The organism is Streptomyces sp. SL06 (assembly GCF_058244745.1).
In genome coordinates this window covers 3,321,232-3,347,845 of sequence record NZ_JBSYOT010000002.1, presented here as the reverse complement: position 1 = coordinate 3,347,845, position 26,614 = coordinate 3,321,232, and the positions used below count along the sequence as shown (strand labels likewise).

Genomic DNA, 26,614 nt, shown 5'->3' with positions numbered 1-26,614 from the left:
CCGTCTCGCCGAGAGTGATAGTGGAGGATGTCCGCATGCCCGGAACCACCCGTACTTCCGAAGCCTCCGCAATCGTCGCGCCGCCCAAGGAGAACGCTCTCGTCCAGGTACGCGGCCAGAACTGGGTGGTGTCCGGAGTCGAAGCCGCCCCCGCCGGCGATGTCACCGTGGTGCATCTACAGTCCGTCGCCGATGGCCGCTACGGCGACACCCTCTCCGTGATATGGGAGGTCGAGCCGGGGCGCCGCGTCCTCCCCGCCGGCTCCCTCCCCGACGCCTCCACCGGAGCGTTCGACCCGCCGGAGCAGCTCGCGGCCTTCCTCGACGCCGTCCGCTGGTCCGCCGTCGCTTCCGCCGACGTGAAAACGCTCCAGGCCCCCTTCCGGTCAGGGGTGGCCATCGAGCCGTACCAGCTGGAACCGGTCGCCCGCGCCGTCGGTGCCCCCCGCGTCAATCTGCTGCTCGCCGACAACGTCGGTCTCGGCAAGACCGTGGAGGCCGGACTGGTCGCCGAGGAGCTGCGGCTGCGCGGCCGGGCCCACCGCGTCATGGTCGTCTGCCCGGCGGGGCTCACCCTCAAGTGGCGCGACGAGATGGCCGACAAGTTCGGCCTAGACTTCACCGTGGTCGACTCAGCCTGCTGCGCCGAGCTGCGCCGCACGCACAGTAGCGCCGCCAACCCGTTCCGGGTGTTCCCGTTGACCATCGTCAGCCTCCCCTGGCTGCGCACGCCCAAGGCGCAGCGGCTCATCGACGAGGTGCTGCCTCCGGGCGGGTCGACGGAGCTGCCAGGCCGCCCCGGACGCCGTACCTTCGATTTGTTGATCCTTGACGAGGCACACCATGTCGCCCCGAGTGCGCCCAAGCAGATCTACGCCGTCGACTCCCAGCAGACCAAGCTGATCCGGCGTCTCGCCCCCCACTTCGAGCACCGACTCTTCCTCTCCGCAACCCCGCACAACGGCTACCAGGAGTCGTACACGGCTCTGCTGGAACTGATCGACAACCAGCGCTTCTTCCGCGGCGGCGAGCCGGACAAGGCCGCCCTCGACGACACCGTCGTACAACGTCTGAAGACCTCCGTGACCGACGAGGAGGGCAACCCCCGCTTCCACGTCCGCGAGTCGAAAGCGCTTCCCGTCGAGTACCCCGACACCGAGCGCGAGATCCACGCCCTCCTCACCCGCTACGCAGAACTGCGCAAGAAGCGGGTCACGCCCGACCGGCGCGGCGGCCGGAAGGCCGTCGACCTGGTCACCCTGCTGCTGAAGAAGCGGCTGTTCTCCTCACCCGCCGCCTTCGCGCACACCGTCGGCGTCCACCTCGAATCGGTACGCGCTAAGGCGAAGTCAGGCGGGAACAAGGACGTTCCGGCCCCGGTCGAGACCCCGCTGTGGATCACGCAGTACGAGGACTACGCCGCCGAGCTCGACGACGAGGAGCTGGCCGAGGCCGAGCACGACGCGATCACCCGTGCCGCCACGGTCACTCCGGGATCGTCCGAGGAAGAGGCCGAGCTGCTGGAGCGGATGGCCCGCTGGGGCCAGGCCCACCAGGCGTCCCCTGACGCCAAGGCCAAGGAGCTCGTCAAGACCCTTAAGGCCATCTGTCTCACCGGCGGGAGCTGGGGGAACGAGCGGGTCGTCGTGTTCACCGAGTACCGCGACACCCAGGACTGGCTGCTGAACCTGCTCCAGCAGGAGGGCCTGGCCCAGGAGGGCCGCGTCCTCACCCTCCACGGCGGGAAGAACGCCGAAGAGCGCGAGCAGATCCGGCTCGCATTCCAGGAGCAGCCCACCAGTCCTGAGGGCACGGTACGCATCCTTATCGCGACTGACGCCGCCAGCGAAGGAATTGACCTCCAAGATCATTGCCGATACCTGATCAACTACGACATCCCGTTCAACCCCAACAAGCTTGAACAGCGCATAGGCCGCATCGACCGCTACGGCCAGCGATACAACCCACAGATCATGCACTTCGTCGGCGCCGCCTGGGACAAGGCCAGGACGGACGTGTACGAGGCCGACCTGGAGTTCCTCGCCCGTATCGCGCGGAAGGTCGCGCAGATGGAGGAGGACCTCGGCGAGGTCAACGCCGTGCTCGCCGAGAAGGTCCAGCTGCGGATGACGGGTCAGCTCAACGACTTCGACATCGAGCACGCCCGCGCGAAGAAGATCAAGGGCCGTCCCACGGGCGGCAAGGTGGACGCCGAACGGAACGTCACTGAGCAGGTGCGACGGCTCAGCGCCCAGCTGAAGCAGACGACCGTAGAACTCGGCATCACCCCGGACCGGGTCGCCCGCGTGGTGAACACTGCGCTCAACCTGGCCCGCCAGCAGCCCCTCGTGCCGTGCCTCGACGAGAACGCGCCGTCCGAGGACGACTTCCGGCAGGGCCTGTACACCGTGCCGCCGCTGACCGGCTCCTGGGAGCGCGCCACCCGCGGCCTGCCCGACAAGCTCCGCCCCAACGTCCTGCGCCCGGTCACCTTCGATGCGCAGGCGGCCTCGGGACGCCCCGACATCGTGCTGGCTCATCTGAACCATCCGCTCGTCGCCATGTCGACGCGGCTCCTGCGCGCGGCCGTATGGAACGCGGACAACGTCGACCTGCGCCGGATCACGGCCGTCGTCAGCGACGACCCGGCCCTGGAGACCACTTTCGTCGGAGCGTACGCCCGCTTCGTGCTGGTCGGCACGGACGGGCAGCGCCTCCACGAGGAGATCCTGCACGCGGGCGGCTGGCTTGGCGACAACGGCTGGCAGCGACGGCTGCGCGGCGTGGAGGCGGTCGCCTCGATCCTGGACCGTGCGCTCACCGAGAGTCGCCCCGCCAAAGAGCGCCTGCTCCACCGCCTCCAGCAGAGCTGGCCGAAAACGTACGAGGGCCTCACCCAGTCCGTCGACGCGCGCGGCAAGGAACGCAAGGCGTCCCTGATGGACCGGCTGGCCGAGCGCCAGGCCGATGAGGAGCAGCGCATCAACGCCACCCTCGACCGTCTCCAGCGCACTCTGCGGAACCGGCTCGGCGAGACCACCTCCGCCACGGCGGCCTCCCCGACGGCCGGGATGGACACGCTCTTCGCCCTGGACGAGCTGAAGGATCCCGACGAACGCCGCCAGCTCGCCGACGACCGCAAACGCTGGCGGGCCCGGCTCGACGGCGTGGAGGACGAACGCGAGCGTGAACTCGCCGCGATCGCCGCCCGCTACCGCGAGCCGCAAGATCATCTCTTCCCTGTCGCCGTCGTCTTCGTCATCCCTGCCAAGGAGGCTTACTGATGACCCCCGCGCCCCGTTCCGGAGGCCGCCGCCCCTCCGCCGCCGCGATCCGTGCGGCCAAGGCGTCCGACGGCAAGCAGCAGCACCTGGACTGGCTGAACCTCGTAGAGGTGTCCGGCCCGTTTCTCACCCTGCCGGTCCTGCTGCGCAGCTGGCCACAGCTGGAAGGTGTGCCCAGCGGGCGCCGCGCCGACATCCGCCTCCACCACGGCATCTGGCAGGACGACCGCAAGGGCGCCGGCCGCCTCGACTGGATCGGTTTCCAGCTGTGCACCCTGCTGGAATGGGACGACGCCCTGCATCTGCGGGAGGGCGCCGGACAGTTCGGCGACGGCGGCGAAAGCCTGGCCGAGGACGACACGCTGCTGGACCGGTTCGCCGTCAGCCCGCCCGGGGCCGACACCACCGTCCGCCCCGACTTCGCGCTCGTCCGCCCCGGAACCGACCCCACCGCCGAACCGGATACTGCTGGCACCGCCCAGCACGTACCGATCCTCGGCCTGGTCCTCCCGCCCGACACCGTGCCGACCCGCCGTATCAGGGACGACTCCTGGGCGGCGAGCGGAGTCGACCGGCTCGCCCACGTCCTGCGCCACCATGGCGTCGAGCTGGGGCTGGTCACCGACGGCCGTTGGTGGTCCCTGGTCTGGGCACCGCCCGGCGGCGTCACGACGAGCGCCACCTTCGACACCATCGCCTGGAACGAGGCGGCCGACCTGGTGGCGGTCCGCGCCTGGGTGTCCCTCCTCCGCCGTGGCCGGTTCTTCGGACGCCCGGTGGACGAGCTCCTCCCTGCGCTGCTGCGCGAGAGCCTGGACGGCCAGGAAGACGTCACCGAGGCGCTCGGCATCCAGGTCCGTCAGGCCGTCGAACTCCTGGTGGACTCCATCGGCCGCGCCGAGGCCCGGATGGTAAAACGCGGCGGCAAGGGATTGTCAGGCGTACCGGCGAGCGAGGTCTACCGGGGCGCCGTCGCGGTCATGATGCGCGTCGTCTTCCTCCTTTTCGCCGAGGAACGGGGCCTGCTGCCCGCGGACAACGAGCTGTACGCGGAGGCGTACTCGGCCGGGCGACTATACGAGACGTTGGACAAACGCCGCCGCGCGGACGGCGAGGACTCCCTGGACCACACCACCGCTGCCTGGCACCGGCTGATCGCCCTCTTCCACGCCGTCCACGGTGGAGTGGACCACCCGCTGCTCACATTGCCCGCGTACGACGGCTCGATCTTCGACCCGAAGCGCTTCCCCTGGCTGGAGGCAGTGCCGGAGGGCGCAGACGCCACGGACGACGACGCCACGCGGGCCGCAGACGGCCACACCTCCCTCCTCCCGATCGATGACCGCACTGTCCTGCACGTCCTTGACTCTGTGCAGTTCGTCGTCGTCAACAGGGAGCGGCGCCGGCTGACTTTCCGCGCCCTCGACGTTGAGCAGATCGGCTACGTGTACGAGGGCCTCCTCTCGTACGACGGCAAGCGCGCCCAGGACGCCGTGCTCGGGCTCATCGGCAAGCCCGGCCTGGAACACGAGGTGAGCCTGACAGAGCTGGAGGAACTGGCCGCCCCGTTCGGATTGGGCGCATCCGCCGTCTCCGGCCAGAAGCCCAACCTCCCTGGCCTTTCGAAAAAGCTGTACGAGCACTTGAAAGACCCCAGGCCGCCAGCCGCGGCGTCGAAGATGGAGAAGCTGCTCGCCCCCGGCGACGACCAGGCGCGAGGCAAGGCCGTCCACCGCCTGCTCGCGGTCACCGAGAACGACCGCGACCTGGCCGAGCGTATCCTCCCCTTCCACGGTCTCCTCCGCGACGACCTTCGCGGTCTGCCGGTGGTGATCCCGGAGGACGGCTTGTACGTCACGGAGTCCCGCCTCCGCAAGAACACCGGCACCCATTACACGCCGCGTGTCCTGGCCCAGCAGGTCGCCGTGGGAGCACTGGAGCCACTCGTCTACCGTCCGGGCCCGCTCCAGACTGCGGACGACAAGCAGTGGAAGCTCATCGGCGCGGACGACATCCTGAAGCTCAAGGTCGCCGACATCGCGATGGGTTCGGCCGCCTTCCTTGTCGCCGCCTGCCGCTACCTCGCGGACCGACTGGTCGATGCCTGGGTCGAGGCAGAGGACGAGGAGGCCCTGGCCTTCCGCGGCAGCCACCGCGACCAGACGGGCGCGATGACGGCGGCGGACGCGGAAAGCGACCCGGTGATGGTCCGCGCCCGGCGCCTGATCATCGAGCACTGCCTGTACGGGGTGGACATCAACCCCATGGCGGTGGAGATGGCCAAGCTGTCGCTGTGGCTGATCTCCATGGACCCGGAACGCCCGTTCACGTTTCTGGACGACCGGTTGGTGGCGGGGGACTCGTTGCTGGGGATCGCCAATCTGGAGCAGATCGAGAGCGTGCATCTCGATCCGGCGGCGGGGCGCAAACTCCATCGGGGAACCTTCGAAGAGGGGTGGACCGAGCGGGCGCGCGCTCGTGTCCACGGCGCGGCAGGCAACCGGCAGGCCATCGCAGGCATCCACAGCGACTCCATCGCCGACCTCGATGAGAAGCGACGCCTGCTCGCGGCTACCAACGAGCACCTGCAACGCCTGCGGCTGATCGGCGACCTGACGACGGGGGCGGGCCTCGCCTCTGCGGGTGGCGGTGACTCATTGCAGAGCGCTACCTACATCCAGGCTGCGGAGTTGGCTGGCATGGTCGCCTCTGAGTCGGTCCGCGACTCCGACCCAGTGATTCACGATGCGCGAAAGCGCGCCCTGGACTGGTTGAGCAAAGACCTGCCTGCGGACGGCTTCGTCCGTCTGCCCGTGCACTGGCCTCTCGTTTTCCCCGAGGTCTTCGAGGGTGAGCAGGGCGGCTTCGACGCGATCATCGGCAACCCACCTTTCCTCGGCGGCCAGAAGCTGACAGGGACCCTGGGGCAGGCGTACCGCGAGTACCTGGTGCTCGGGCTGGGGCGAGGGCAGCGGGGTAGTGCGGACCTTGTTGCGTACTTCGAGCTCCGGGCCCACCAGCTACTCAGCGAGCGCGGTCAGACGGGTCTGATCGCTACCAACACCCTTGCCCAGGGCGACACTCGGGAGGTCGGACTCGACCAGCTACTCGACGACGGCATCGAGGTACGCCGAGCGGTGAAGAGCGCGCGCTGGCCTTCGAGGTCTGCTGCGCTGGAGTACTGCGCTGTGTGGACTACCAGGCCGAGCCTGGGCGCTGAGGCAACTCGTGTGCTGGACGACGTCGTAGTCCGGGGTATCACTTCGTCGCTTGATCCGCGCTCTCGGGTTTCGGGGCGGCCGTACCGTCTGGCTGCCAACAAGGGCAAGTCGTTCCAGGGGTCCAACGTACTGGGAAAGGGGTTCATCCTTACCACCGAACAGGCCCACGACCTCATCCAGCGCGACCCCCGCAACAAGGACGTCCTCTTCCCCTACCTCAACGGCGAGGACCTCAACTCCCGCCCGGACTGCTCGGCCAGCCGCTGGGTGATCAACTTCCATGACTGGAGCGAGGAGCGGGCCCGGAGTTACTCGGAAGTTTTTTCTCGGGTAGAGAGGGACGTGAAGCCCGAGAGGCTCAAGAACAACCGCAAGGTGCGACGTGAGAGGTGGTGGCAGTATGCCGAGCGGGCCCCCAGGCTGTACCAGGCCATTGGGGCAATGGATCGCATCCTGGTGGTAGCACGCGTGAGCCGAACCGCTGCCGCGACGATGGTTCACACAGGTCAGGTGCTGAACGAGAAGATCGTGGTGTTCGCGACCGACGATCTCAAGTGGCTGGCATTGCTGAACTCGAACATTCACACCCAATGGGCATGGAAGCACTCGGCGACACTGAAATCTGATTTGCAATACACTCCCTCTGATTGCTTCGAGACCTTCCCAATGCCGGAAGAATTCTCTGCCCTGGGGAATCTCGGAGAGAAGCTCAACGGGAGGCGATCGCTGGTCATGGGAAAGCGCCACCTGGGACTAACGAAACTCTACAACCTGATTCACGACCCGAACGTGAAAGATGGCGACATTGAAAGCATTCGCGAAGTTCATCGAACTATTGATGAAGCGGTCGCCGAGGCATACGGAATGCCTAACGCGAACCTCGATCATGGATTTCATGAAACCCGACAGGGTGTCCGTTTCGGTATTGCGCCAGCATGGATAACTGAAGCGCTCGACTTCCTGCTCGCCCTGAATCATGAAATGGCACAGGGATTGACGCAGAGAAAGTCTATGCAGCAAGCGCAACCTTCACGAAAGAAAGCAGTATCAGAATCAACCTCAAATACTTTGTTCTGATTTCCAAATTAAAACAAAACGTCACCTGTGTCCCCCTGGCCTGCAATCTTTGAGGATTTGGTCACCGGGGGGAGTGCATGAGATTCAGCACGATGGCATGCGTGATTGAGCTCCAGGAGTCTGTCTAGAATTTCTGACCGAACGGGAGGGACGACTGTGAACCGTTCACCTTGCCGTGTCGAGTAGAATTCGCATGAAAGGTTGAGATCTTGCCATCCATACGCTTCTATTACTGCCTCGTCGATCTCGCGATGAACATCTCTCAAAGCGGCGATGTCGCTGTCGCGGACAGACGCATCATGGAATAGGCTGTAGAGCTTTGTCAGACCCACCTTTCGCTCCATCATGATCACATCACGCATTTTTTCCAACGCCTGACCCGCACTCTTCATCCGACCCGTTGCCTGCGGTTGCGGCAACGTCTCATATACATCAGAAGGTGTGTAGCGCAGGTCGCCCTTGAGGCTTGATCCTCGGGCGATAGCCCACGCCTGATGGACTCCGCTGCTGAGCAGTGCGGCATGTGCGGGATCTGGCGAAGCGAAGATGCCGAGCATATGGGAAAAGGTCTGTCCCGTTGGAACGGCGACAGGCATGATCGTTCGACTGACGAGCGCTACCACCAGGATGCGATCCATTGCCCCAATGGCCTGGTACAGCCTGGGGGCCCGCTCGGCATACTGCCACCACCTCTCACGTCGCACCTTGCGGTTGTTCTTGAGCCTCTCGGGCTTCACGTCCCTCTCTACCCGAGAAAAAACTTCCGAGTAGCCGATTTTCTCGACATTTCAGCCCAATGAGGGCGAAAGACGTGCTATATCAGGCGAGCGGCGAATTCGGAAAGGAGGCGATTCCGGACGGCTCTCGAATAAAATCAGCCAAGCTCTACTCGCCACGTTAGCGGTAGCGCCTCCGGCAGAACAAATCTCTACATGACACTCGACAGGTTCATCGAGGCGCAGCGTGCAGACGGCTATTCGGCCAGCACCATCGGGGCCCGTGTGCGATGCATCAAGGCCATCGCTCGCTTCGCCGACGTAGCCGTCGAGCTGCTGAAGGTCGATCACGTCATCGCCTACTTCGCAACACGCCCATTGCGTCCGTGGTCGCGTAGAACCTACCTGAACCACCTCCAGGCATTCGGGAAATGGCTCGGGGCTGATCTGATAGCAGGAATACGCAAACCTGCCATTCCGCGATCTACGCCGCATCCGCTACCGGAGGAAGATCTCACCCGGATCATGAGCTACACACAAGGTGTGCCCAAGGTGTGGGTGCTGCTGGGAGCCTTCTGCGGGCTTCGTGCGCACGAAACAGCCAAGCTTGCCCGGGGCGACATCTCTGTCCTCGATGATGGCACAGCAATTCTCCGCGTCACAGGAAAGGGTGGACGCACGGACACTATCCCTGTACCGCCGGTCGTTATGAAGGCACTCGATATGACAGGAAACGGCAGATTCTGGGAAGGTACACGTCCTGAATCAGTCTCCCGTACTGTCGCCGGTATCGCGGCCAAGATCGGCATCCGCATGCGGTACCACCAGCTGAGACACCGATACGGAACGATGGTTTACCGCTCGTCCGGCAGAGATCTGCTCATGACTCAGCGCTTGATGCGCCACGCCTCTCCAGCGACCACAGCCGGGTACGCGGCCATCGGGGACGATCGTGTTCACGTGGTCGTACATGACCTTCCAGGAGCTGACCCTGGCGCATCACGGCCCAAGGGGCGGAAGGCAACGAAGCAGTGCCTGTCGTGCCGACAGGAAGCACGAGCCTGAGCATCCCACCCGGCTGCAATACGAGGAGCCTTTCCAGCCGTCACTGGGGAACGAGAACGCTGTCGCGTGCCTTTGGGGCAAGCAACGCGATCGTCTGCTCCCGCTCACGCCGTACCGCTCAATGCGCTCACGAACCCAACCGCTGATCGCTTGTCCCCTAGTCTGAGTTCCTCAACTCTCAGCGGAGTGTGCTGGGGTGTAGCTGAAAGAGCACGGTCGTCTCTGAGTAGCTCCGGCACTGCGTGCGTAGCGCGTCATACTGGGCTGCCTTCTCTGCCGTGACCCCTCTCTGTCAGTGGGCCGCTCTATCGTTGTTCGCGGTTGCCGGTCCGCACCCAGGGAGGGATACGCGCATGCCGTCGTCACCACAGAACGCCCCCGTTCCGGAGCCGGGCGTTCCCCACCCCGTGGACGAGGTCCCGCAGACCTTCCAGTCCGGTACGTCGTACGACGTCCGGGAGGAGCTCGGCAAGCTGATTTCACGGGATCTGCTGGGGCCGTGGGGGGACGAGACCGAGGCGCTGGCGCCGCACAGCGCGGGGCCCCGTGACCGGTACCTCGTCGGGCTTCTGGGGCCCCGGCCCGCGCCGACCAACGCTCCCGTGAAGGTCGCGGCGGGTCAGGCGGAGACCGAGGTCAGCGCTGAGGGGGACGGGCGGGACCCGGAGCTCGCAGAGCGGCTCACCCCGCAGGCCGCCGGACGGCTGTGGGCGTCGTCCATGGGGCTGAGCTTCCTGGTGCCGGCCGATGTGGGCATGCTCAGTGTCGTCGCCTCTTGGGGCCGGTACCGGCAGAGCGACAGCAAGACCGACGACGGCCGGGCGGTACGCAAGTGGTCGCGGGAGCCCATCCGGTACGAGGTGGACATTCCCGTCGACTCGCCGGGCACCGTCCGCAAGGTTCTGGAGGGTATCGACGACACCGACCCGGACCTTCCTTGCATCCGGCTCGACGTGCATGTGCGGGAGCGCCCAGGCACGGTCGACGGTGCGGACAACCTACGCTTCGTCGACGTGTCGCTGATCAACTCTCTGGAGGAGTCCCGTGAACTGCGGGACGGGCAGTGGCTGTTCCAGACGAAGCTGGAAGTCACGTCATTCGACGGGCAGTCCAGTGTCTTCCTGCCGATCGACGATCCGCTGTCCGATGAGCCGGGCCACATCCTGGAGAACCCTGAAGAGCAGCATCTGCGGCTGCTGTACCGGCAGGAGTTGAAGCACGCTCACGGGCGGAACGTCGCCGTGCACGCGAGGGTCCTGCCGAAGGGACGCCGTGCGGTCAAGCTGGAGACGACCTGGCTGCCGGTGAAGGACGTGCCGGCCACGGTCGCGCCGAACACGGCTCGGCAGCCGCTGCTCGCCGGTCTTGAGGTGAGCATGGACAAGCTCGCCGAACTGGCCGTCTGGGAGCGGCGCGACGAGCTGTTGAAGGCCCTGCAGCCGCTGGCCGACGGCTACGACGGCTGGTTGCAACAGCAGGCCGCCAAGGCGGAGTTGCTGTCGGGCGAACTGCGGACCACCGCGCCGCGGGCAGTCGACGAGGCCCGCGACGCGTGCGGCCGGATCGCCCTCGGCATCGAGCTGCTGCACACCGACCGCGACGCGCTGCGGGCGTTCCGGTTCGCCAACCGGGCTATGGCCATGCAGCGGCGGGCCACGGCGACGGCCGCGCTGCGGGCCGAGGGCGGTGAGAAGCCGCCCACCTACGCTGCGGCCTACGCCGAGGTCGATGCGCGCGGTCCTGTGGCCGCGAGTTGGTACCCCTTCCAGCTGGCGTTCGTGCTGCTCAACCTGTGCTCCCTCACCGCCCCCGCGCACAAGGAGCGCAGGGCGGACAGCACCGCCACGGTTGACCTCCTGTTCTTCCCGACCGGTGGCGGTAAGACGGAGGCGTATCTCGGTCTCACGGCCTACACGTTCGCCATCCGGCGGCTGCAGAAGGTTGTCGGGGAGGGCGAGGACGCCCGCGAGGGGCGGGACGGCGTCGCTGTACTGATGCGGTACACCCTGCGGCTGCTGACGGCGCAGCAGTTCCAGCGGGCCTCCGCCCTCGTGTGCGCGACGGAGGTGCTCCGCAGGGAGGACGAGGAGGTCTGGGGCCGTAGGCCGTTCCGTATCGGGCTGTGGGTCGGTGCCGGGGTCTCGCCGAACTGGTACGGCGACGCGGCGCAGCAGATCGCCGAGGCCAACGAGTCCGCCTCGGGGCGGCATGCGAACGTCCTGCAGGTGTTGTCCTGCCCGTGGTGCGGCGAGGAGCTGCGCGCGTGGCGGGACGTGGCACCGGACGACGTACGACGGCGCGTCATCGTGTACTGCCCGCGAGGGGAGGACGCGGACCCCTGCCCGTTCTCCCGGATGCGGGCGCGGGGTGAGGGGCTGCCGATCCTCACGGTCGACGAGGAGATCTACCGGCTGGTGCCGAGCCTGCTGATCGCGACCGTGGACAAGCTCGCCCAGCTGCCGTGGCGCGGCTACGCGGGAATGCTGTTCGGGCGCGTGAGCGCCTACTGCGAGAGGCACGGTTACCGCCACGATGACCTCGATGAGGAGATCGGCTGTGGATCCCGGCACAACGCCAAGGACAGGCACAAGGCCGTGACCAGTCGGCCGATGCCGCGGCGGCTGCGGCCCCCGGATCTCATCATCCAGGACGAGCTGCACCTGATCTCCGGGGCGCTGGGCACCACAGTGGGGCTGTTCGAGTCGGCCGTCGACCAGCTGTGCACGTGGCGGGCGAAGGACTCCCACGGGCAGCTCCGGGACACCGGGCCGAAGATCGTCGCGTCGACAGCCACCACTCGCAATGCCCGTGCGCAGGTGCTTGGCGTGTTCGCCCGGGACCTGGCGATCTTCCCGCCGCAGGTGGTCGACGTCGGTGACACCTTCTTTTCCCAACAGGTCAACGTCACCCGTGACAACCCCGGGCGGCGTTACTACGGCGTCTGCGCGCACGGGGTGCGTATGAAGGCCGCCGAGATCCGTGTCGCAGAGATCCTCCTGCTCGCCGGGCAGCACATGTTCGACCTCTACGGCGCTCCCGCCGATCCGTACATGACGGTGGTCGGGTACTTCAACGCGACCAAGGAACTCGCCGGCATGCGGCGCGTCCTGGACGACGACGTGCCGAGCCGGCTGCGTGCCAACGGACGCCGCCGGGGCATCGCCAACCGTCTGCTGCGCGACACCGACATGCTCAACCTCCAGGAGCTGACCTCCCGTATCTCGTCGGCGGAGATCAGCGCCACCCTCAAGCGGCTGGAGATCGGGTTCAACCCGGAGCACGACACGTCGGTGCGTAAGAAGGCGATTGTCGACGAGCTCAGGGATGCCGGGAGGGCCCGTGAGCCGCGGGTCCTGCCCGCCCCACTGCACCGCAGGCCGGTCGACCACGTGCTGGCCACGTCGATGCTCCAGGTGGGCGTGGACGTCTCCCGCTTCGGCCTGATGGTCGTCACCGGGCAGCCGAAGAACACCGCCGAATACATTCAGGCGTCCTCCCGTGTCGGAACGTCAGGCCAAGCGGCCGGGCATCGTGATCACGCTCTACAACTGGGCACGGCCCCGGGATCTCGCCCACTTCGAGGATTTCGAGCACTACCACGCGACGTTCTACCGGCAGGTCGAAGCGCTGTCGGTGACCCCGTTCACGCGGCGGGCGCTCGACCGGGGCACCACCGCCACGTATGTCTCCGCCGTGCGGCAGGCGTGCGACGAGTTCTCCGACAACGTGGACGCGGAGGGGGTGGACCTCGACGACCCGCGGGTGCGGGACGTTCGAGCGGCGGCTGCTGGCGCGCGCGGAGGCCGTGGACGGGGATCGGGCGCGCGGCTACCTCGCCGAGCGCATCGACGCCCTGCGCGACGCCTGGACAGCCAAGAAAGGTGAGCAAGGCCGGCTCGGCTACCGGGGCCAGACCCGGCAGAAGCAGACGGTGCTGGGTCTGCTGCGCAACGCGGACGGCAGCGGATGGGACGTGCTCACCGTCCCGCAGTCGATGCGCGAGACGGAGAACGAGATCAACATGCTGTTGTCCGCCGACACCGTGCTGTCGGCCCCGGCCGGGAACCCCTGGGAGTTCGGACCGCCCGCCGAGGGCGGAGACGGCCCGGACACAGCGAGCGGCGACGAGCACGGCGAGATGCCGGACCCGGACGGGAACGGCGACGACAACGGCACGGCCAGGGGGCGGCGGTCATGAGCGGCGGCGGATACTTCAGGCGGGTGGGGGCGGTACGGCCGAGCCACCTCATGTTCACCGGCGGCGTCGGCGCCCTAGTCGACCTGCCCAACTTCTCCGTCATGGTCAAGGGGCTCGACCACTGGAGCTATGCCGGTGTGCCCGACCCGGTGATCGAGGAGCCTCGGCTCCGCGGGGCCGTCAACCGGGCCCTGCGGCGCTACGGCCCGAACCAGGTGGGCGAGTTGCGCGCCGCCCCGTGGATCCCCGGCACCGACACAGACCCGAAGGGGAACGCGGCACGGATCGGCGTGCCCGTGACCCCTTTCCCGCAGTGGCTGCGCTGTACGGCGTGCAATGAGCTGGCCTCCCTGGGTTCGGGCAAGTGGGGGTTCGAGAACAACAACGCCCGCCGCCCCGACGAGGCGCGGTTCTACCATGAGAACTGCTACCGGAAGAAGAAGGGCCGCAAGCCCCTCGCCGTGGCCGCCCGCTTCGCGCTCGCCTGTACCAAGGGCCACCTCGACGAGTTCCCGTACACGGAGTTCGTGCACGAGGGTCGCGCCTGCCCCGACACGACGTACCCGACGCTGCGGATGCGCGACAACGGCGGCAACCTCGCGGCCAACGTCTCCCTCGAATGCCTCGTGTGCAAGAAGGCCAAACGCAACATCCGGGACGCGATGGGCGACAAGGGCCGCGAGAACCTGCCCCGCTGCCGTGGTCGGCACCCGCAGTGGGACGGCATCTACGACACCTGCGACGAGACGCCGTATCTGCTGGTCGTGGGCGCGTCCAACCAGTGGTTCCCCGTGACGCTCAGCGCACTGGCACTGCCCGACACCGGGACCGACTCACTGCGCAAGCTCGTCGAGGAACGCTGGCCGGACCTGGAGGACTTCGAGGACGAGGCGGAGATCGCCATGTTCGCCAAGAAGTCGAAGCACCACCGCTACCTTCGCGACTATGAGCCCGCACAGGTCTGGCAGGCCATCTCCGCCTACCGCGCGGCCCTGTCGGGTGATGCGGGCGCCACCGAGCAGCCGCCGGGCCCTCCGGACCTGCTGACCCCCGAGTGGCAGGTGCTGTCCGCGGCGAAGACCGCCGACCCGACCGAGGACTTCGCACTCGTGGACGCCTCGCTCAGTGGGCCGCTGTCCACCGTCTTCTCCCAGGTGCGGCAGGTGGAGCGGCTACGCGAGGTGCGGGCCCTCATCGGCTTCACCCGGCTGGACGCCCCCGATCCCGAGGACCCCGGCCTGGTCACCCGCGTCGACCTGGGGCGGCGCGAGCGCGACTGGGTGCCGGCCAGCGAGGTGCGTGGCGAGGGGCTGTTTCTGAGGGTGGACGATCACCTGATCGAGCAGTGGGAGCAGCGGGTCGCGTCGAGCGACGCCCTCGCCGCACATGCCGCGGCTTTCGGCCGGTTCCGTGAGCACCGCAGGTCGGAGCGGATCCAGGACGGCTCCGACCTGATGCAAGGCTGGCCGGGCAGTCGCTACATCGCCCTTCACACGCTCTCCCATCTGCTCATCCGCACCATCGCGATGGAGTGCGGCTACAACTCGGCGAGTCTGGCCGAGCGGATCTACAGCGGCGACGCCGAGGAACGGCGGACCGGCATCCTCATCTACACGGCCGTCCCGGACTCGGAGGGCACGCTCGGCGGGCTGGTCTCCCTCGCCGATCAGGACCCGAGCACCGGTGAGAACCGGCTGGCCAGGATCGTGCGGACGGCGCTGTACAAGGCGGGGCGGTGCTCCTCGGACCCGCTGTGCGGCGAGCGTCTTCCCAAGGCGCCGGAGGACTTCCTGCACGGTGCCGCCTGCCACTCCTGCCTGTTCGTGTCCGAGACGACGTGCGAGCGCGGCAACCGGTTCCTGGACCGGCGGTTCATCACCCACCTGGCAGGCGACCCGAAAACGCTGGCCCTCATCCCGGACTTCGGGTGAGCGGATCGACCCGGTGAGCCGCAGACGCTTCGAGGCGGCGGCAGCGACGGCCGCCGCCTCGCTCGGGCCCACACGGACTAAGGCGCTGGCCACGCTCCTCTCCCAGGGCCGCTCCCCGGCGTACATCCTCGGCAGGCTCCAGACGCCGGACGCGCTGGAAGCCGTATCGGCGTTGCTGGCGTCAATGACGGAGGACGGCGTTCCTTCGGCGGAGACGGCGGCGTATCTGCGGGGTTACGCGGCGGCCTGGACCCGGCAGCGCGAGGACACCGAGGCCCGTGCGGTGTGGAGCGGCCCTTCCACGCCTGGGACACCCAGCCGCGCCACCGCCCAGGTGCTGACGGAGGTGGTAGGCGCCGCAGAGCACCGGCTCGTCGCCGTGACCTACTCGGCCCGCTCGTACGCACCGCTGACCGCAGCGCTGTCCGAGGCCGTGGCCCGGGGCGTCACAGTGGACATCGTCGTGGAGACGCTGGAAGGCGCGGGCGGGCTACTCTCCGGGCGTGAGCCGGCCGATGCCTTCTCTCGTGTACCGGGCCTGCGGCTCTGGCACTGGCCGACGGGTCAACGCCCCACTCCCGGAAGCCGGTTGCACGCGAAGCTGGCGGTGGCCGACGACCGGATCCTCTTTCTTTCCAGCGCCAACCTCACGGCGGCCGGCGCCGAGCGCAACATCGAGGCAGGTGTGCTGCTGAACGGCGGTCCCATGCCGGGACGGATGGCGGAACACATAAGGGAGTTGCAGCGCCGAGGGGTTCTCGCACGGTGGTCAGGCGCCTGATGAAGTCCCGTCACCGTCGAATCATTGCCATTTGCATGGCCGGTTGACGGCCACTTAGCCCTGACGGCCGGAACCTGGCCAACAATTGAGCCTCCGGTTTCACATGATGCAGGAGGTCACAAATGGTCGCCGTCGCTCTGGTGCACAGCACCGCGCTGATGACGGAGCGGCTCCCCGAAAAGCCTCCGGCATGGCTGACCCGCGGTGAGCGGACCTTCGCGTATCCGTACAAAGACTGGAGGAAGCCGCGCGTCTGGTGCCTCGCTTTCTTCACGGACCGTCACACCCGCTATGAGCAGCGCAGGATCATCGGGGTGGGCGGCGTCTTCCCGGGCAGGCGGTCGGGTACCTACGAACGCGCCCTGCTCGCCCGCGACTTCACCGCACTCCGTGTTCCGCTGCCGCTCGTCGACCTTGAGGGCGCGATGGGGGCCAGCCGCCGATTCCTCAAGGACGACGGTCGTTTGTCACCCGCGGCCGGCGACAACCTGCTCGCCGCCATCCGGCATCTGCGGCCGGAACTGAACGAGACGCTGGATGGCCTGGAGAACAGCCTGGGGGCCAATCCTCCTACAGGTCGGGAGGGAGAACAGCGGAGCTTTGAGAAGGACGCGATGGGCACCGTCATGGAGACGTTCGGCGCGGACCGCGATCCACTCGAAGCGTGGCAGCAGCCGCTCAGCGGCGACGATCCTCGCTCCCGATCCGTCCCCTTCATCGAAGGGATGCCCGACCTCCGGCAGATCGAGGACCAGCAGATCGTCCACGACTACCTGCGCTTCCCTGGCATGGAGGGCGAGGACGCCGTGCAGGTCGGCTGGCGGATCTACCGTCGTAACTCCGAGTCCCACCATCGGCTGTTCGTGTACAACGCCAACCGCACGAACGCCGAGACTGTCATGGGCGTCGACATGATCTACGTGAACGAGCACGCCCGAAGCGTGGCCATGGTCCAGTACAAGCGGATGCGTCAGAGCGGGCCCGGCTGGGTGTACTGGCACGACGCCACCGGCGAGCGGGAGTTGAAGCGGATGGAGACCGTCGACGACCAGTGCAAGGCCGAGGACGAGTGGGCTCGGACCAGCCAGGAGGGGCCGACGACGCTGGGGGATCCACGCCTGGTCCCCACGCCCAGCATGGTCAAACTGTGCCGAACCACTCCCTTCATGATGAACTCCGCCGCCCTCATCCCCGGCATGTATCTGACGCGGGAGCACTTCCAGGAACTGCTTCAACGCCCCGAGGCCGACGGGCCGTCCGGCGGGACACGCATCGTCGAGGAGTCGGTTCCCCGGTACCTGAACAACACCACCTTCACCACGCTGCTCAGGGACGGATGGATCGGCACGCGCGGCACCGGCTGGGACTACGTCATCGACCTAATACGCGAGAGCCTGTCCGCCAACGGGCCGGGCTCCGTCGTCGTGGGGATGCACCGGAGCGAGGTTCCGCCCGGCAACCGCCGAGTCAACTGACCCGCGCCGCAGGCGGACGGCGATCGAGGCGATCCGGCTGTCCTGGTACGTACGGACCGGTCTCGCGAATCGGAGCCGGTCAGTAAGGTGATCGTAGTCTTCTGGAGGGGGCGCGGATGGCGACGCTGGGGATGCACCGGGACTTCCTGCTGGAGTTCGCGGCGTTGGAGAAACCAGTCCAGAAGCGGGTCTTCGAGGTGTTCGAGAAGTTCGCGGCAGCCACGCACACTGGGCTGCACCTGGAGAAGCTGACTCACCAGAAAGATCCGCGGCTGCGGACCATCCGCATCACCGGCTTCTGGCGCGGTGTCGTCCTCAAGGGCGAGTCGGGCGACAGTTACCTGTTGCTCAAGGTGCTTCCCCATGACAAGGCCAACGACTGGGCCGCCAAGCACCGCGCGTCGGTGAACGAGGCGACGCAAGGCATTGAGATACGCAACGACGTGGCCCTGGAACGGGCCACGGCGGGGCTGCGTGCGCTGGCCGCCGAGGAACCGACCCGCCTGTTCCCCGCCTCCGACTACCCGGACAAGGTGCTGCGCAGCCTCGGTGTGGACGAGGAGATCCTGCCGATCATCCGGCTGATCCCGGACGAGGATCATCTGGAGGCACTGCACAAGGTGCTGCCGGAGCATCAGTACGACGTACTGCTGGGACTCGCGACCGGCATGAAGCCCGAGGCGATCGACCGGGAACTGGTGCAGGCGTACGCCCGGACCGCAGCGCGGACCCCCGCGGCCGACGAGGGTGACGAACTGGGCACCGCGATGGCCCGTTCCCGCGGCAGGGTCGCGCTCGTGTCGGGCCCCGTCGAACTGCAGGGAATCCTGGAGCGGCCGTTCGACGCCTGGCGGGTCTTTCTGCACCCGAGCCAGTACCGGGTGGCGTACCACGAGGGCTACGCCGGGCCGGCCCGGGTCACCGGCGGGCCGGGCACGGGCAAGACGGTGGTCGCCCTGCACCGGGCGTACCACCTGGCCCGGCAACTGCCCGAGGAGGCCCCCCACGGATGCGTTCTGCTCACCACCTTCACCAGGGATCTTGCGGCCGAGCTGGAGCGCTGTCTGACGCTGCTGGTCGAGGAGGAGAACGTCCGAGCGAAGATCCGGGTGGTCAACGTCGACGCCCTGGCCAACGAGATCGTCCGGGGGGAGCGTGGCGGCGCCCCACTGAAACTGGTCTTCGACCAGAAGGAGATCACCGCCCGCTGGACGCGCATCGCGCAGCGGTTGGGGATCGACTTCACGGACGTCTTCCTCGACCAGGAGTGGCGTCAGATCGTCCTTGCGCAGGCTCTGACCGAACCGGAGGAGTACCTGAAGGCGCCGCGCACCGGCCGCGGCACCGCGCTCCCACCACTGAAACGCCTTCAGGTGTGGCGGGCCGTCTCCGCTTTCGAGGAGCAGTTGCGTCAGGCCGGCGAGTGGACGTTCCTTCAGGTGTGTGCGGAGGCGGCACGTGTCGTGGACGGCAGGGAACAGCGGCCGTACCACCATGTCGTGATCGACGAGGCCCAAGACCTGCACCCTGCGCAGTGGCGGTTCCTGCGGGCCCTGGTCGCTCCCGGTCAGGACGATCTGTTCCTCGCTGGTGACACTTACCAGCGGATCTACGGGAACCGGGTGTCGCTGCGCTCGCTCGGCGTCCAGGTCGTCGGCCGCTCGCACCGACTCCGGATCAACTACCGCACCACGCAGGAAATCCTGGCCTGGTCGGCCTCACTGCTGACCGGTGAGGAGCCGGACGACATGGACGGCGGGAACGAGACGCTGGCGGGATACCGCTCCACCATGCACGGAGAACGGCCGGAGACGGCCGGATATGCCACGAAGCCTGAGGAGATCGAGGCGCTGGTGGCCCGTGTGCGGGACTGGACCGACGCAGGGGTGCAGGCGGAGGACATCGGGGTGGCGGTGCGATACGTCCAGCTGGGGCGGGACATCGCTCAGGCACTGGAGCAGGCCGGCCTCGCCGCGTGCGTGCTCGGTGCCGGGCGCGGTGGCGCCGGTGTCCGGATCGGCACCATGCACCGGATGAAGGGGCTGGAGTTCCGCTGCGTCGCCGTCGCCGGGGTGAATGACGGCATCGTGCCGATGAAGTCGGCCGTCACCGCGGTCGAGGTCGACGCCCAGCAGCACCAGGAGGACCTGAACGGCGAGCTGAACCTGCTATTCGTGGCGTGCACGCGGGCGCGCGAGGCGCTGCGGGTGTCCTGGCACGGGGCGCCGAGCCCGTTCCTGGCGCCGGTCGTCAACCCGCGCCCGTAGTGTTCATAGGTCCCGCACGCCATGGCTGCTGGCCCATGGGTGACGTGCGTGGGCCAGCAGGGTGCTGTCGCCCCACTCCGCTGGAGGGGGCACGGAGGGTGTCAGGGAGTGTCCGGGTTCTCGTCCACCATACGGCGGGCCTCCGCCAGGGCCGCCGTGTGCGCGAACCACTCCAGCACCGCGCAGATCTCCTCGCTGTGCGCGGCGAAGACCTCCACCGCGAAGGACGGGCGAAGGTCCAGTTTCGCCTCGGCCAGGTCGATGCCATCGATCCCGTTCAGGCGGTTCATCAGCTCGCGCCGCAGGGGCTCGTCATCGAACGGGGGACGCTTCTTCAGATACTGGAATACGACCTCGACGGTGCCGGAGACCGGGTAGAGGGCCAGGGGCCACAGCTTTCGGGAAGCGGGGGCGTTGCCGAAACGCACTGTGGGGAAGCAACTGGTCTCGCTTGCTCGGCCGTAGGCGAGATGGCCGCCCTGCTGCTCCCAGAAGCGCAGGGCGCCCAGGACGCCGTCGACGGTCTCCTCGGTCTGGTTGTCGCGCAGCTGCGTTTCGAACCGGCCGGCAGCTGACAGCTGCTCATCGCCGTCGGCCCGCGGTGACGGCTCGGCCTCATCGGCGACGTCCTTGCCCAGCAGGGCCGCCAGGTCGGAGGTGGTCAGCCGGTGGGATCGGCGGGCCCGGCCCGCGTCGTCGAAGGAAACTCCCTCGGCCTCCAGACGGGTTCGCACATCACCGAGGTCCTGGCCGTCCGGCCACCTGAAGCCCGCCGAAACGCGGCCGTCCGCCGTCAGCACCCGGTAGGCGCCGTGCAGGCCCACCTTGGACGCCAGATGCTGGCCGACCGGGACGGCGTGGGTGCCGATGAGCGCCGCGACGTCACCGTACGTCGTCCACGTCCCGGCCGGCATGGCGAGAAGCGCGGCCCGCAGCTCCTTCCAGCCTGACCACTCGTCGTCCACCGGGACCGTGCCCGCGACAGGACCGGGCCACAGCCGTACCACCCGATCGGCGAGGGCGGCGGCGCGGTCGAGGATCTCCGTCTTCCCCCAGCGCTCCCGCCCTGCGATCTCCTGGTTCATCCGCAGGGAGCTGAAGTCCAGGATTTCCTGCTTGCGGCGGAACGGATGGTTCGAGAGCTTCGCGTTGTCAGCCGAGAGTGTCAGGTTGCCCAGCGTGTGGACCAGTAGGGCGTGGAGTTCCTCGGCGCCCTGTCCGTCCTCGGTCTCCTCGGCCAGCAGGTCCAGCCACTGGTGCGCGGGGCTCTGCGGCAGCACATGCTCGACGGTCAGATGCGCCTTGGCGTAGTCGACCGGTTCGCTGGCTCCGTAGCTCTCCTCCAGCCTGCGCAGCACCTGGAACCGCTGGTTGCTGCGGCCCGCCTTGTAGAAGGGCCGGGTGCGGATCGCCTCGCGGACGGCGTCGTCGTCGGGCCAGACACGGGCACCCGTCTTGCTCTTCGACAGGAAGCGGCTTACGGCCCCGGCCGGGTCGTCGTCCTTCTCCATCTCCTTGGCCATCTCCATGAACACCCGGTTGCTGCCCGTGGTGGAGTGTCCCGTGAACAGGCGCCGCACCATGTAACTCTCGGCGTACGCCAGTGCCCGAGCGGCCTGGTGGGGTGTGGCCTGCCCGTCGTCCACGCGGTCGAGCAGGTGGAGTGCCAGCGGGTAGTGGGTCTGGCCGCCCCACCGGGAGAGCCTCTCCAGAACTTCGCGCAGCTCCGGGTCGGGCTCCCTCTCGGGTTCCAGGATCCGCATCAGACGCTCCGCCCGGCGGGCGAGGGAGGCGATCTCGGCCTCCAGGGCCGCTTCGTCAGAACTCAAGGGCTCCAGGCGCTTCTTCTGGTCCCGGTAGATCTCGCTCTGTTTCGCCCGGCTGTTGCCGGCCACCACCAGGTCGAGCCAGACGAGGAGTTCGAGGTTGGCGGGGCCCAGCCGTTCCTGCATAGGCAGCCACAGATTCTGGTAGACGGACTCGCCCCGGGTCGGCAGACACATGAAGAGGTAGTTGCGCAGGAGGTCGCTCTGGCTGAGTCCGACCCCCGTGTTGTTGATCGACTCGAAGATCCGGTAGACGTTGTCGCCCTCCGACGCGGTGATCTCCACGATCGACAGCAGACCGCTCAGCACGGTCTCCACCGCGTCCGTCCACGTCTCACCGGCGTTTTCCTCGCTTTCTGCGAGGGCGCCCAGGAAGAACCGGTAGGCAGCGCCCACGTTGCCGGGGCCGCCTGCCCTGGGTGAACTCTCGACACAGGCAGTGAAGGCGTCGCGGTCCGCTTGCGTGGGCAGAAGCCGGTAGTGGTCGTCGCCGCTTCGGTATTTGTTGACGAGCACGAGGTCATGGATGCGCTCGGCCTTCTGCTCCGCGCCGCGTTCTCGGTGGCGGTCGCGCAACGCCGTGAAGGCCAGCATGAGGGTGGTGAGCCGCTGCTGGCCGTCGACAACAAGCCAACGCTGCATGCCGCCAGCGGTGATCCGGCCCGGTGCCAGCACCACGGAGCCGAGGAAGTGCGCGGCAGGGGGCCGTCCTTCCAAGTGCTCCTCGACCAACTCCTGAACATCGTCCCAGAGTTGCCGCAGCTCATCCCGCTGCCAGCTGTAGGTGCGCTGATAGAGCGGCACTTGGTAGCTTCTCGCCCTGGACGAGTTCGTTGAATGTGGTCTCCTGCGCGTGCACGCGTGTCTTCCCCCCGCTGAGTCCCGGACGATCTATTTTCCACCCACGGGGTGCGTGTGTCCTCGTCCTCGACTGGATCAGTAGCGGTGACGTGTCTTTCGGGCCGGGCCTCCCGGCTGCACGGGCGCGCCGCCACACATTTTCGGGCTCGAATAGGGACTCCGCAGAAGCCACATGATCGGCCGAGTCAGCCGTAGAAGGCGCGATTACGCCACTACAGGGGACTTGACCTTGAAGAACTAACACGCTGCAGCACTATGGTGCGAGATGTGCGACGCCCTATGGTTCTCCTCGACCTCGACAACACACTCGTGGACCGACGGGGAACGCTCGCCGACTGGGCCAACGCGTTCACAGTCCGGCATGGTCTGGAGGACGAGGAGCAGGCGCACGTCCTGGGCCTGGTGGCCGAGCGGGTTGGCTCGGATGCGTGCGGGGATAGCGCCTGCTTCCAGACAACGTGCACCTAGGTGAGCGACCTTCGCATCGCGTCTACCAGCGCGTGCGCACGCATATCGTCAGCTCCCCCGATGACGTTGTTCATCGCATAACCGAAGGCAACGCCGTGCTCCAAGTCGGCGAAGCCGAGCGAGCCGCCTCGTCCCGTGTGGCCGAAAGAGCCTGCCCCAATCATCGGGTTGGTCTCGGTAGGCAACATGTATCCGGCGCTGAATCGGCTCGGGATCAGCATCACCTGGTCCTTCCCGCTGGCCTGCTCCTTGGTCGCTGACTGCAGGGTCTCCGGAGCAACCAGGCGCGTACCGTCCACCTCGCCGATCAGCGCGGCGTACATGCGCGCCAGGCCGTGTGCGGTGCCGATGCCGTTAGAAGCGGGGAGTTCTGCGCCCTGCACCTCGGGTGAGTCGAAGTCGATCGCGGCAGGGTCGGTGACCGCGTACGCCCTGTTGCTGAATGACTTCGGATCCCGCCACGCGGCAACCTGCTCGCGGAGTTCCTCAGGAACCGACTCGGCGGGCACTGTGGTGAGGTCGACGGCCGGGCGCTGGTACACCATGCGGCTCACCCGGTCGCGTTCATGAGCCGGCAGTCCGATGAAGAAGTCCAGTTCGAGGGGGGCGGCAATCTCGTCGGCGAAGAAGCGGCCCGGGGTCTGGCCGGACACCCGGCGGATCACCTCGCCGACGAGCCAGCCCCAGGTCCGCCCGTGGTAGCCGTGCGCCGTGCCCGGAGTCTACTGTGGACGCTGCGCGGCAAGTGCTGCCGTCATCGGGTGCCAGGCCAACGCCTCGTTCAGCGGGACAGGTCGGTCCAGTGTGATCAGGCCGGCCTGGTGGGACAGCAGCCAGCGCACCGGGATGTCCGCCTTGCCGTTCGCGGCGAACTCCGGCCAGTACTTCGCCACCGGCGCGTCCAGGTCCAGTGCACCGCGCTCGGCCAGCATGTGTGCCGCGGTCGCGGTCGCCCCCTTGGTCGCCGAGTAGACGAGTTGCAGGGTGTCCCGTGTCCACGGCCGACCGGTCTCGGGGTCGGCGATGCCTCCCCACAGGTCCACCACTGGCCGGCCGTACTGGTACACGCACACCGCCGCGCCGATGTCGCCGTGTTGGGCGAAGTTTGCAGCGAACGCCTCACGCACCGGTTCGAACCCAGCTGCGACCTCACCGTGGATCGTCGTCATGCCGTCCATCCTGGCATTCGGACTGCGTGCTTCGAGAGGGTGGGTTCGGCCTCGAAGTCCGGGACGGTAACGGTCATGCCGCGATGGGCACGGCCTGCAGGCGCTCGCGGAACCCGCGGACAGCGGGGACGGACTTGCGCGGTTCGAGGTGTGCGGAGAACTCCTTCAAGCGGTCCAGGGCCCGTACGGAACTGACACTGCTCTCCAGGAGTTCGGTGCCGTAGTTCGCGGCGTCGAGCGCCCCGTCCAGGTCGCCGCCGGCGAGCCGGGCCTCGGCCAAGCGGCTGGAGCGCACGGCCTTGTCCCGAGGAGCCGCGCTCTTCACGGAGGTCTCCAGGGAGCCTGTGGCGCGCGCCACTTGCCCGGACCGCAGCAGGACCTTGCCCTCGGTCGACTTCAACTGCGCCTCGCCGAACCAGTTGAGCCAGTCCGGGTTTTCCTCCGTCGTGTGGCGCTCCCAGTGGGACACGGCGCGGTTGAGCGCTGTTCCGGCGTTCCGGTGGTCGCCGTCGCGCGACAGTGCTTCGGCCTTGTGCAGGTAGAGGGAGGACTGGGTGTGCGGCGACAGCGTGCGAGGGGCGTTGTCGATGGCGGTCGAGATGAGGGCGACGCGCTCGGCGGTCCGTCCGGCCTCGGAGACGTGAACTCCCATCTCCGCGAGGATGAAGGCACCGAACGCGTCGTCTCCAGCGGTACGGGCGCTGCGCAGGGCCCCGACGTAGTAGCGCTGGCCGGCGGATCGTAGTCCCGCGTCGTAGGCCATCCAGCCGGTCAGGTGCGACACCCGGGCTGCCAGGGCGTAGAGGCGGAGTCGGATGCTCTCCGTGTACCTGCCGGTGCTGAGGAGGCCGGTGACGAGGGCGAGATCGCCGCGCGCCTGCTCCAGGATTGTGGCGCCGCCGAGTTGGTCGTCGAGGGTGCGGAGCGTGCTGATGCGCTGCTCGATCGTCGAGACCATCGTGTCCGTGACCTGATCCCCGCCCAGGGCCGAGGCGAAGGCGGACGGTGCGTCCACCCAGCTCGCCGCGAGGCCCGTCAGGGCGACGCCGGTGATGGTGAGAAACCCCGGCGATCCATTCGGCCACTTCCCACGAGTTCGGACAACGCCTCAACGGTACCGGCCTCGGTCCACGGGGCGGTGAGTCCCGTGACCTCCCAGACTGGTAGCCACCGGGGCCAACCTTCCTTCCGGGCCTGCTCGTACGGGACTCGCAGCAGGTCGGCGAGGACGCGCTGGGCGTCCGCATCCGGCGCCTGCCCCTGCTCCCACTTCCATACGGTGGTCCGGTTGGTCGCCAGCGGGATTCCGAGCGACCGCCCGTGCGCCTGCATGAGCCGGGCGAACTCGGCCTTGCCCCATCCGCGCGTCTGGCGGAGGAAGCTCAGCGGGTGGACCGCCAACGGTTCACCAGGCATGTCATCACTCCCGTCATCCCCCTCGCGGCGTAGTGGGGAGGCTACTTCGCGTGGCCGCGTACGGGGAGGGCGTCCCCATGAGGAACCCCCTAGAAACGTTCCGTCTTGCTGGCTGGGGCCGTTGACTGAATATCAGCCGTTCACGGAGCTCGCGCATCGCGACCGCGCTCCCGGATCGGCTCCCAGATCGGCGGCTCCGCCCCTGTTTCCCCGTCGGGGACGGAGCCGCTCTCCAACTCCTCGGAGGCGTCCGCCATGCCCACGCTCGTCCATCGGTTCGTCCTCGCGGGTGAGGAAAGGGAAGTCTCCCTTGCCCGGCGCACGGTCGTCGACAAGGTGCGTGCGTGGGGTGTGCCGTTGGACGACGAGACGGCTGACGCAGTCCGTCTCGTCGCCTCCGAGCTCATCACCAACGCCGGTGCGCCATGAGGCGCTCTGTTGTATCCCCGGTTCAACCGGGAGGAACTGAAGGGAGGTTCCTGGGTCTGATGGCTTACCTGGATCCGAGAGGTGAAGGGGACAGCAGCATGCCAGGAAATCAGTGCTCGTGTTCACGTGCGGAAGCGAGGCACTGAGGGACCCGCGCGATATGGCGAAAGCTGTACTGCCTGAACTCCAATCCCCAAAGGATGAAATGGCACACATCCGCCGGAAATCTGCACGTGACACCGGCGCCGCACCCTGCGGTGGAGTAACTGCGTATCCATCGCACCCTTCGGGGCGCGGGATGATTCCCAGTGAGGGAATTCAAGGGGATGAGTGGGGCGCCTAAGTCGCGCTAGATACGTACAACAGAGACGAACATGGGATCACCTAAAGGGCGCGAGCCCCAAGGTGACGGAGGCCCCATAGTAGTCGC

Annotated in this window: 10 protein-coding genes and 3 pseudogenes; 9 read left to right on the top strand and 4 right to left on the bottom strand. The window is 67.5% G+C overall.

The annotated features are described in order from the left end of the window. Nucleotides 1–35: 35 nt before the first annotated feature. Both drmD and AC4IHM_RS15230 read left to right on the top strand, forming a co-directional pair. The gene (gene drmD / locus AC4IHM_RS15235) at nt 36–3,284 is read left to right on the top strand and encodes a DISARM system SNF2-like helicase DrmD (RefSeq protein WP_490867571.1); all 3,249 of its coding nucleotides are present in this window, start codon (nt 36–38) and stop codon (nt 3,282–3,284) included. Next, a complete protein-coding gene (locus tag AC4IHM_RS15230; RefSeq protein WP_490867570.1) occupies nt 3,284–7,582 on the top strand; it encodes an Eco57I restriction-modification methylase domain-containing protein in 4,299 nt (1,432 codons plus the stop codon). Before drmD ends, AC4IHM_RS15230 begins: the two co-directional genes overlap by 1 nt. A gap of 8 nt (nt 7,583–7,590) precedes the next feature. On the opposite strand, the gene AC4IHM_RS15225 is transcribed toward AC4IHM_RS15230, so the two are convergent. Next, nucleotides 7,591–8,319, bottom strand: coding sequence for a hypothetical protein (locus AC4IHM_RS15225; protein ID WP_490867569.1), 729 nt, complete (start codon nt 8,317–8,319; stop codon nt 7,591–7,593). Between the two features lie 195 nt (nt 8,320–8,514). Here AC4IHM_RS15225 and AC4IHM_RS15220 point away from each other — a divergent pair, with 195 nt between their 5' ends. The 6 genes and pseudogenes from AC4IHM_RS15220 to AC4IHM_RS15195 all read left to right on the top strand — a co-directional run bounded on the left by AC4IHM_RS15220 (nt 8,515) and on the right by AC4IHM_RS15195 (nt 20,015). Continuing rightward, nucleotides 8,515–9,363 carry a tyrosine-type recombinase/integrase gene (locus AC4IHM_RS15220; protein WP_490867568.1) on the top strand — a complete coding sequence of 283 codons (849 nt, stop codon included), beginning with the start codon at nt 8,515–8,517 and terminating at the stop codon, nt 9,361–9,363. Between the two features lie 353 nt (nt 9,364–9,716). Beyond that, a pseudogene (drmA, locus tag AC4IHM_RS15215) lies at nt 9,717–12,812 on the top strand (DISARM system helicase DrmA); the annotation flags it as partial. Nucleotides 12,813–13,557: 745 nt separating this feature from the next. Then, nucleotides 13,558–15,492 (top strand): DrmB family protein, encoded by a 1,935-nt coding sequence (drmB, locus tag AC4IHM_RS15210; protein ID WP_490867567.1) that lies wholly within the window; start codon nt 13,558–13,560, stop codon nt 15,490–15,492. Between the two features lie 13 nt (nt 15,493–15,505). Next, complete coding sequence (gene drmC, locus AC4IHM_RS15205; RefSeq protein ID WP_490867566.1) at nt 15,506–16,273, top strand: DISARM system phospholipase D-like protein DrmC; 768 nt, start codon at nt 15,506–15,508, stop codon at nt 16,271–16,273. 122 nt (nt 16,274–16,395) lie between these two features. Further along, complete coding sequence (locus AC4IHM_RS15200) at nt 16,396–17,748, top strand: hypothetical protein (protein WP_052482301.1); 1,353 nt, start codon at nt 16,396–16,398, stop codon at nt 17,746–17,748. Nucleotides 17,749–17,864: 116 nt separating this feature from the next. Next, a complete protein-coding gene (locus AC4IHM_RS15195) occupies nt 17,865–20,015 on the top strand; it encodes a UvrD-helicase domain-containing protein (protein ID WP_490867565.1) in 2,151 nt (716 codons plus the stop codon). Between the two features lie 101 nt (nt 20,016–20,116). Here AC4IHM_RS15195 and AC4IHM_RS15190 read toward each other — a convergent pair whose 3' ends face one another. The 3 genes and pseudogenes from AC4IHM_RS15190 to AC4IHM_RS15180 all read right to left on the bottom strand — a co-directional run bounded on the left by AC4IHM_RS15190 (nt 20,117) and on the right by AC4IHM_RS15180 (nt 25,755). After that, nucleotides 20,117–22,645, bottom strand: a complete 2,529-nt coding sequence (locus AC4IHM_RS15190; RefSeq protein ID WP_490867564.1) for a GmrSD restriction endonuclease domain-containing protein — start codon at nt 22,643–22,645, stop codon at nt 20,117–20,119. Between the two features lie 521 nt (nt 22,646–23,166). Next, a pseudogene (locus AC4IHM_RS15185) lies at nt 23,167–24,339 on the bottom strand (serine hydrolase domain-containing protein). Between the two features lie 73 nt (nt 24,340–24,412). Further along, nucleotides 24,413–25,755 (bottom strand): annotated as a pseudogene (locus tag AC4IHM_RS15180) (NsdA family TPR-like regulatory protein). Between the two features lie 255 nt (nt 25,756–26,010). On the opposite strand from AC4IHM_RS15180, the gene AC4IHM_RS15175 reads away from it, so the two are divergent. Next, complete coding sequence (locus AC4IHM_RS15175; RefSeq protein WP_490867563.1) at nt 26,011–26,184, top strand: hypothetical protein; 174 nt, start codon at nt 26,011–26,013, stop codon at nt 26,182–26,184. The last annotated feature ends 430 nt before the right edge of the window (nt 26,185–26,614 follow it).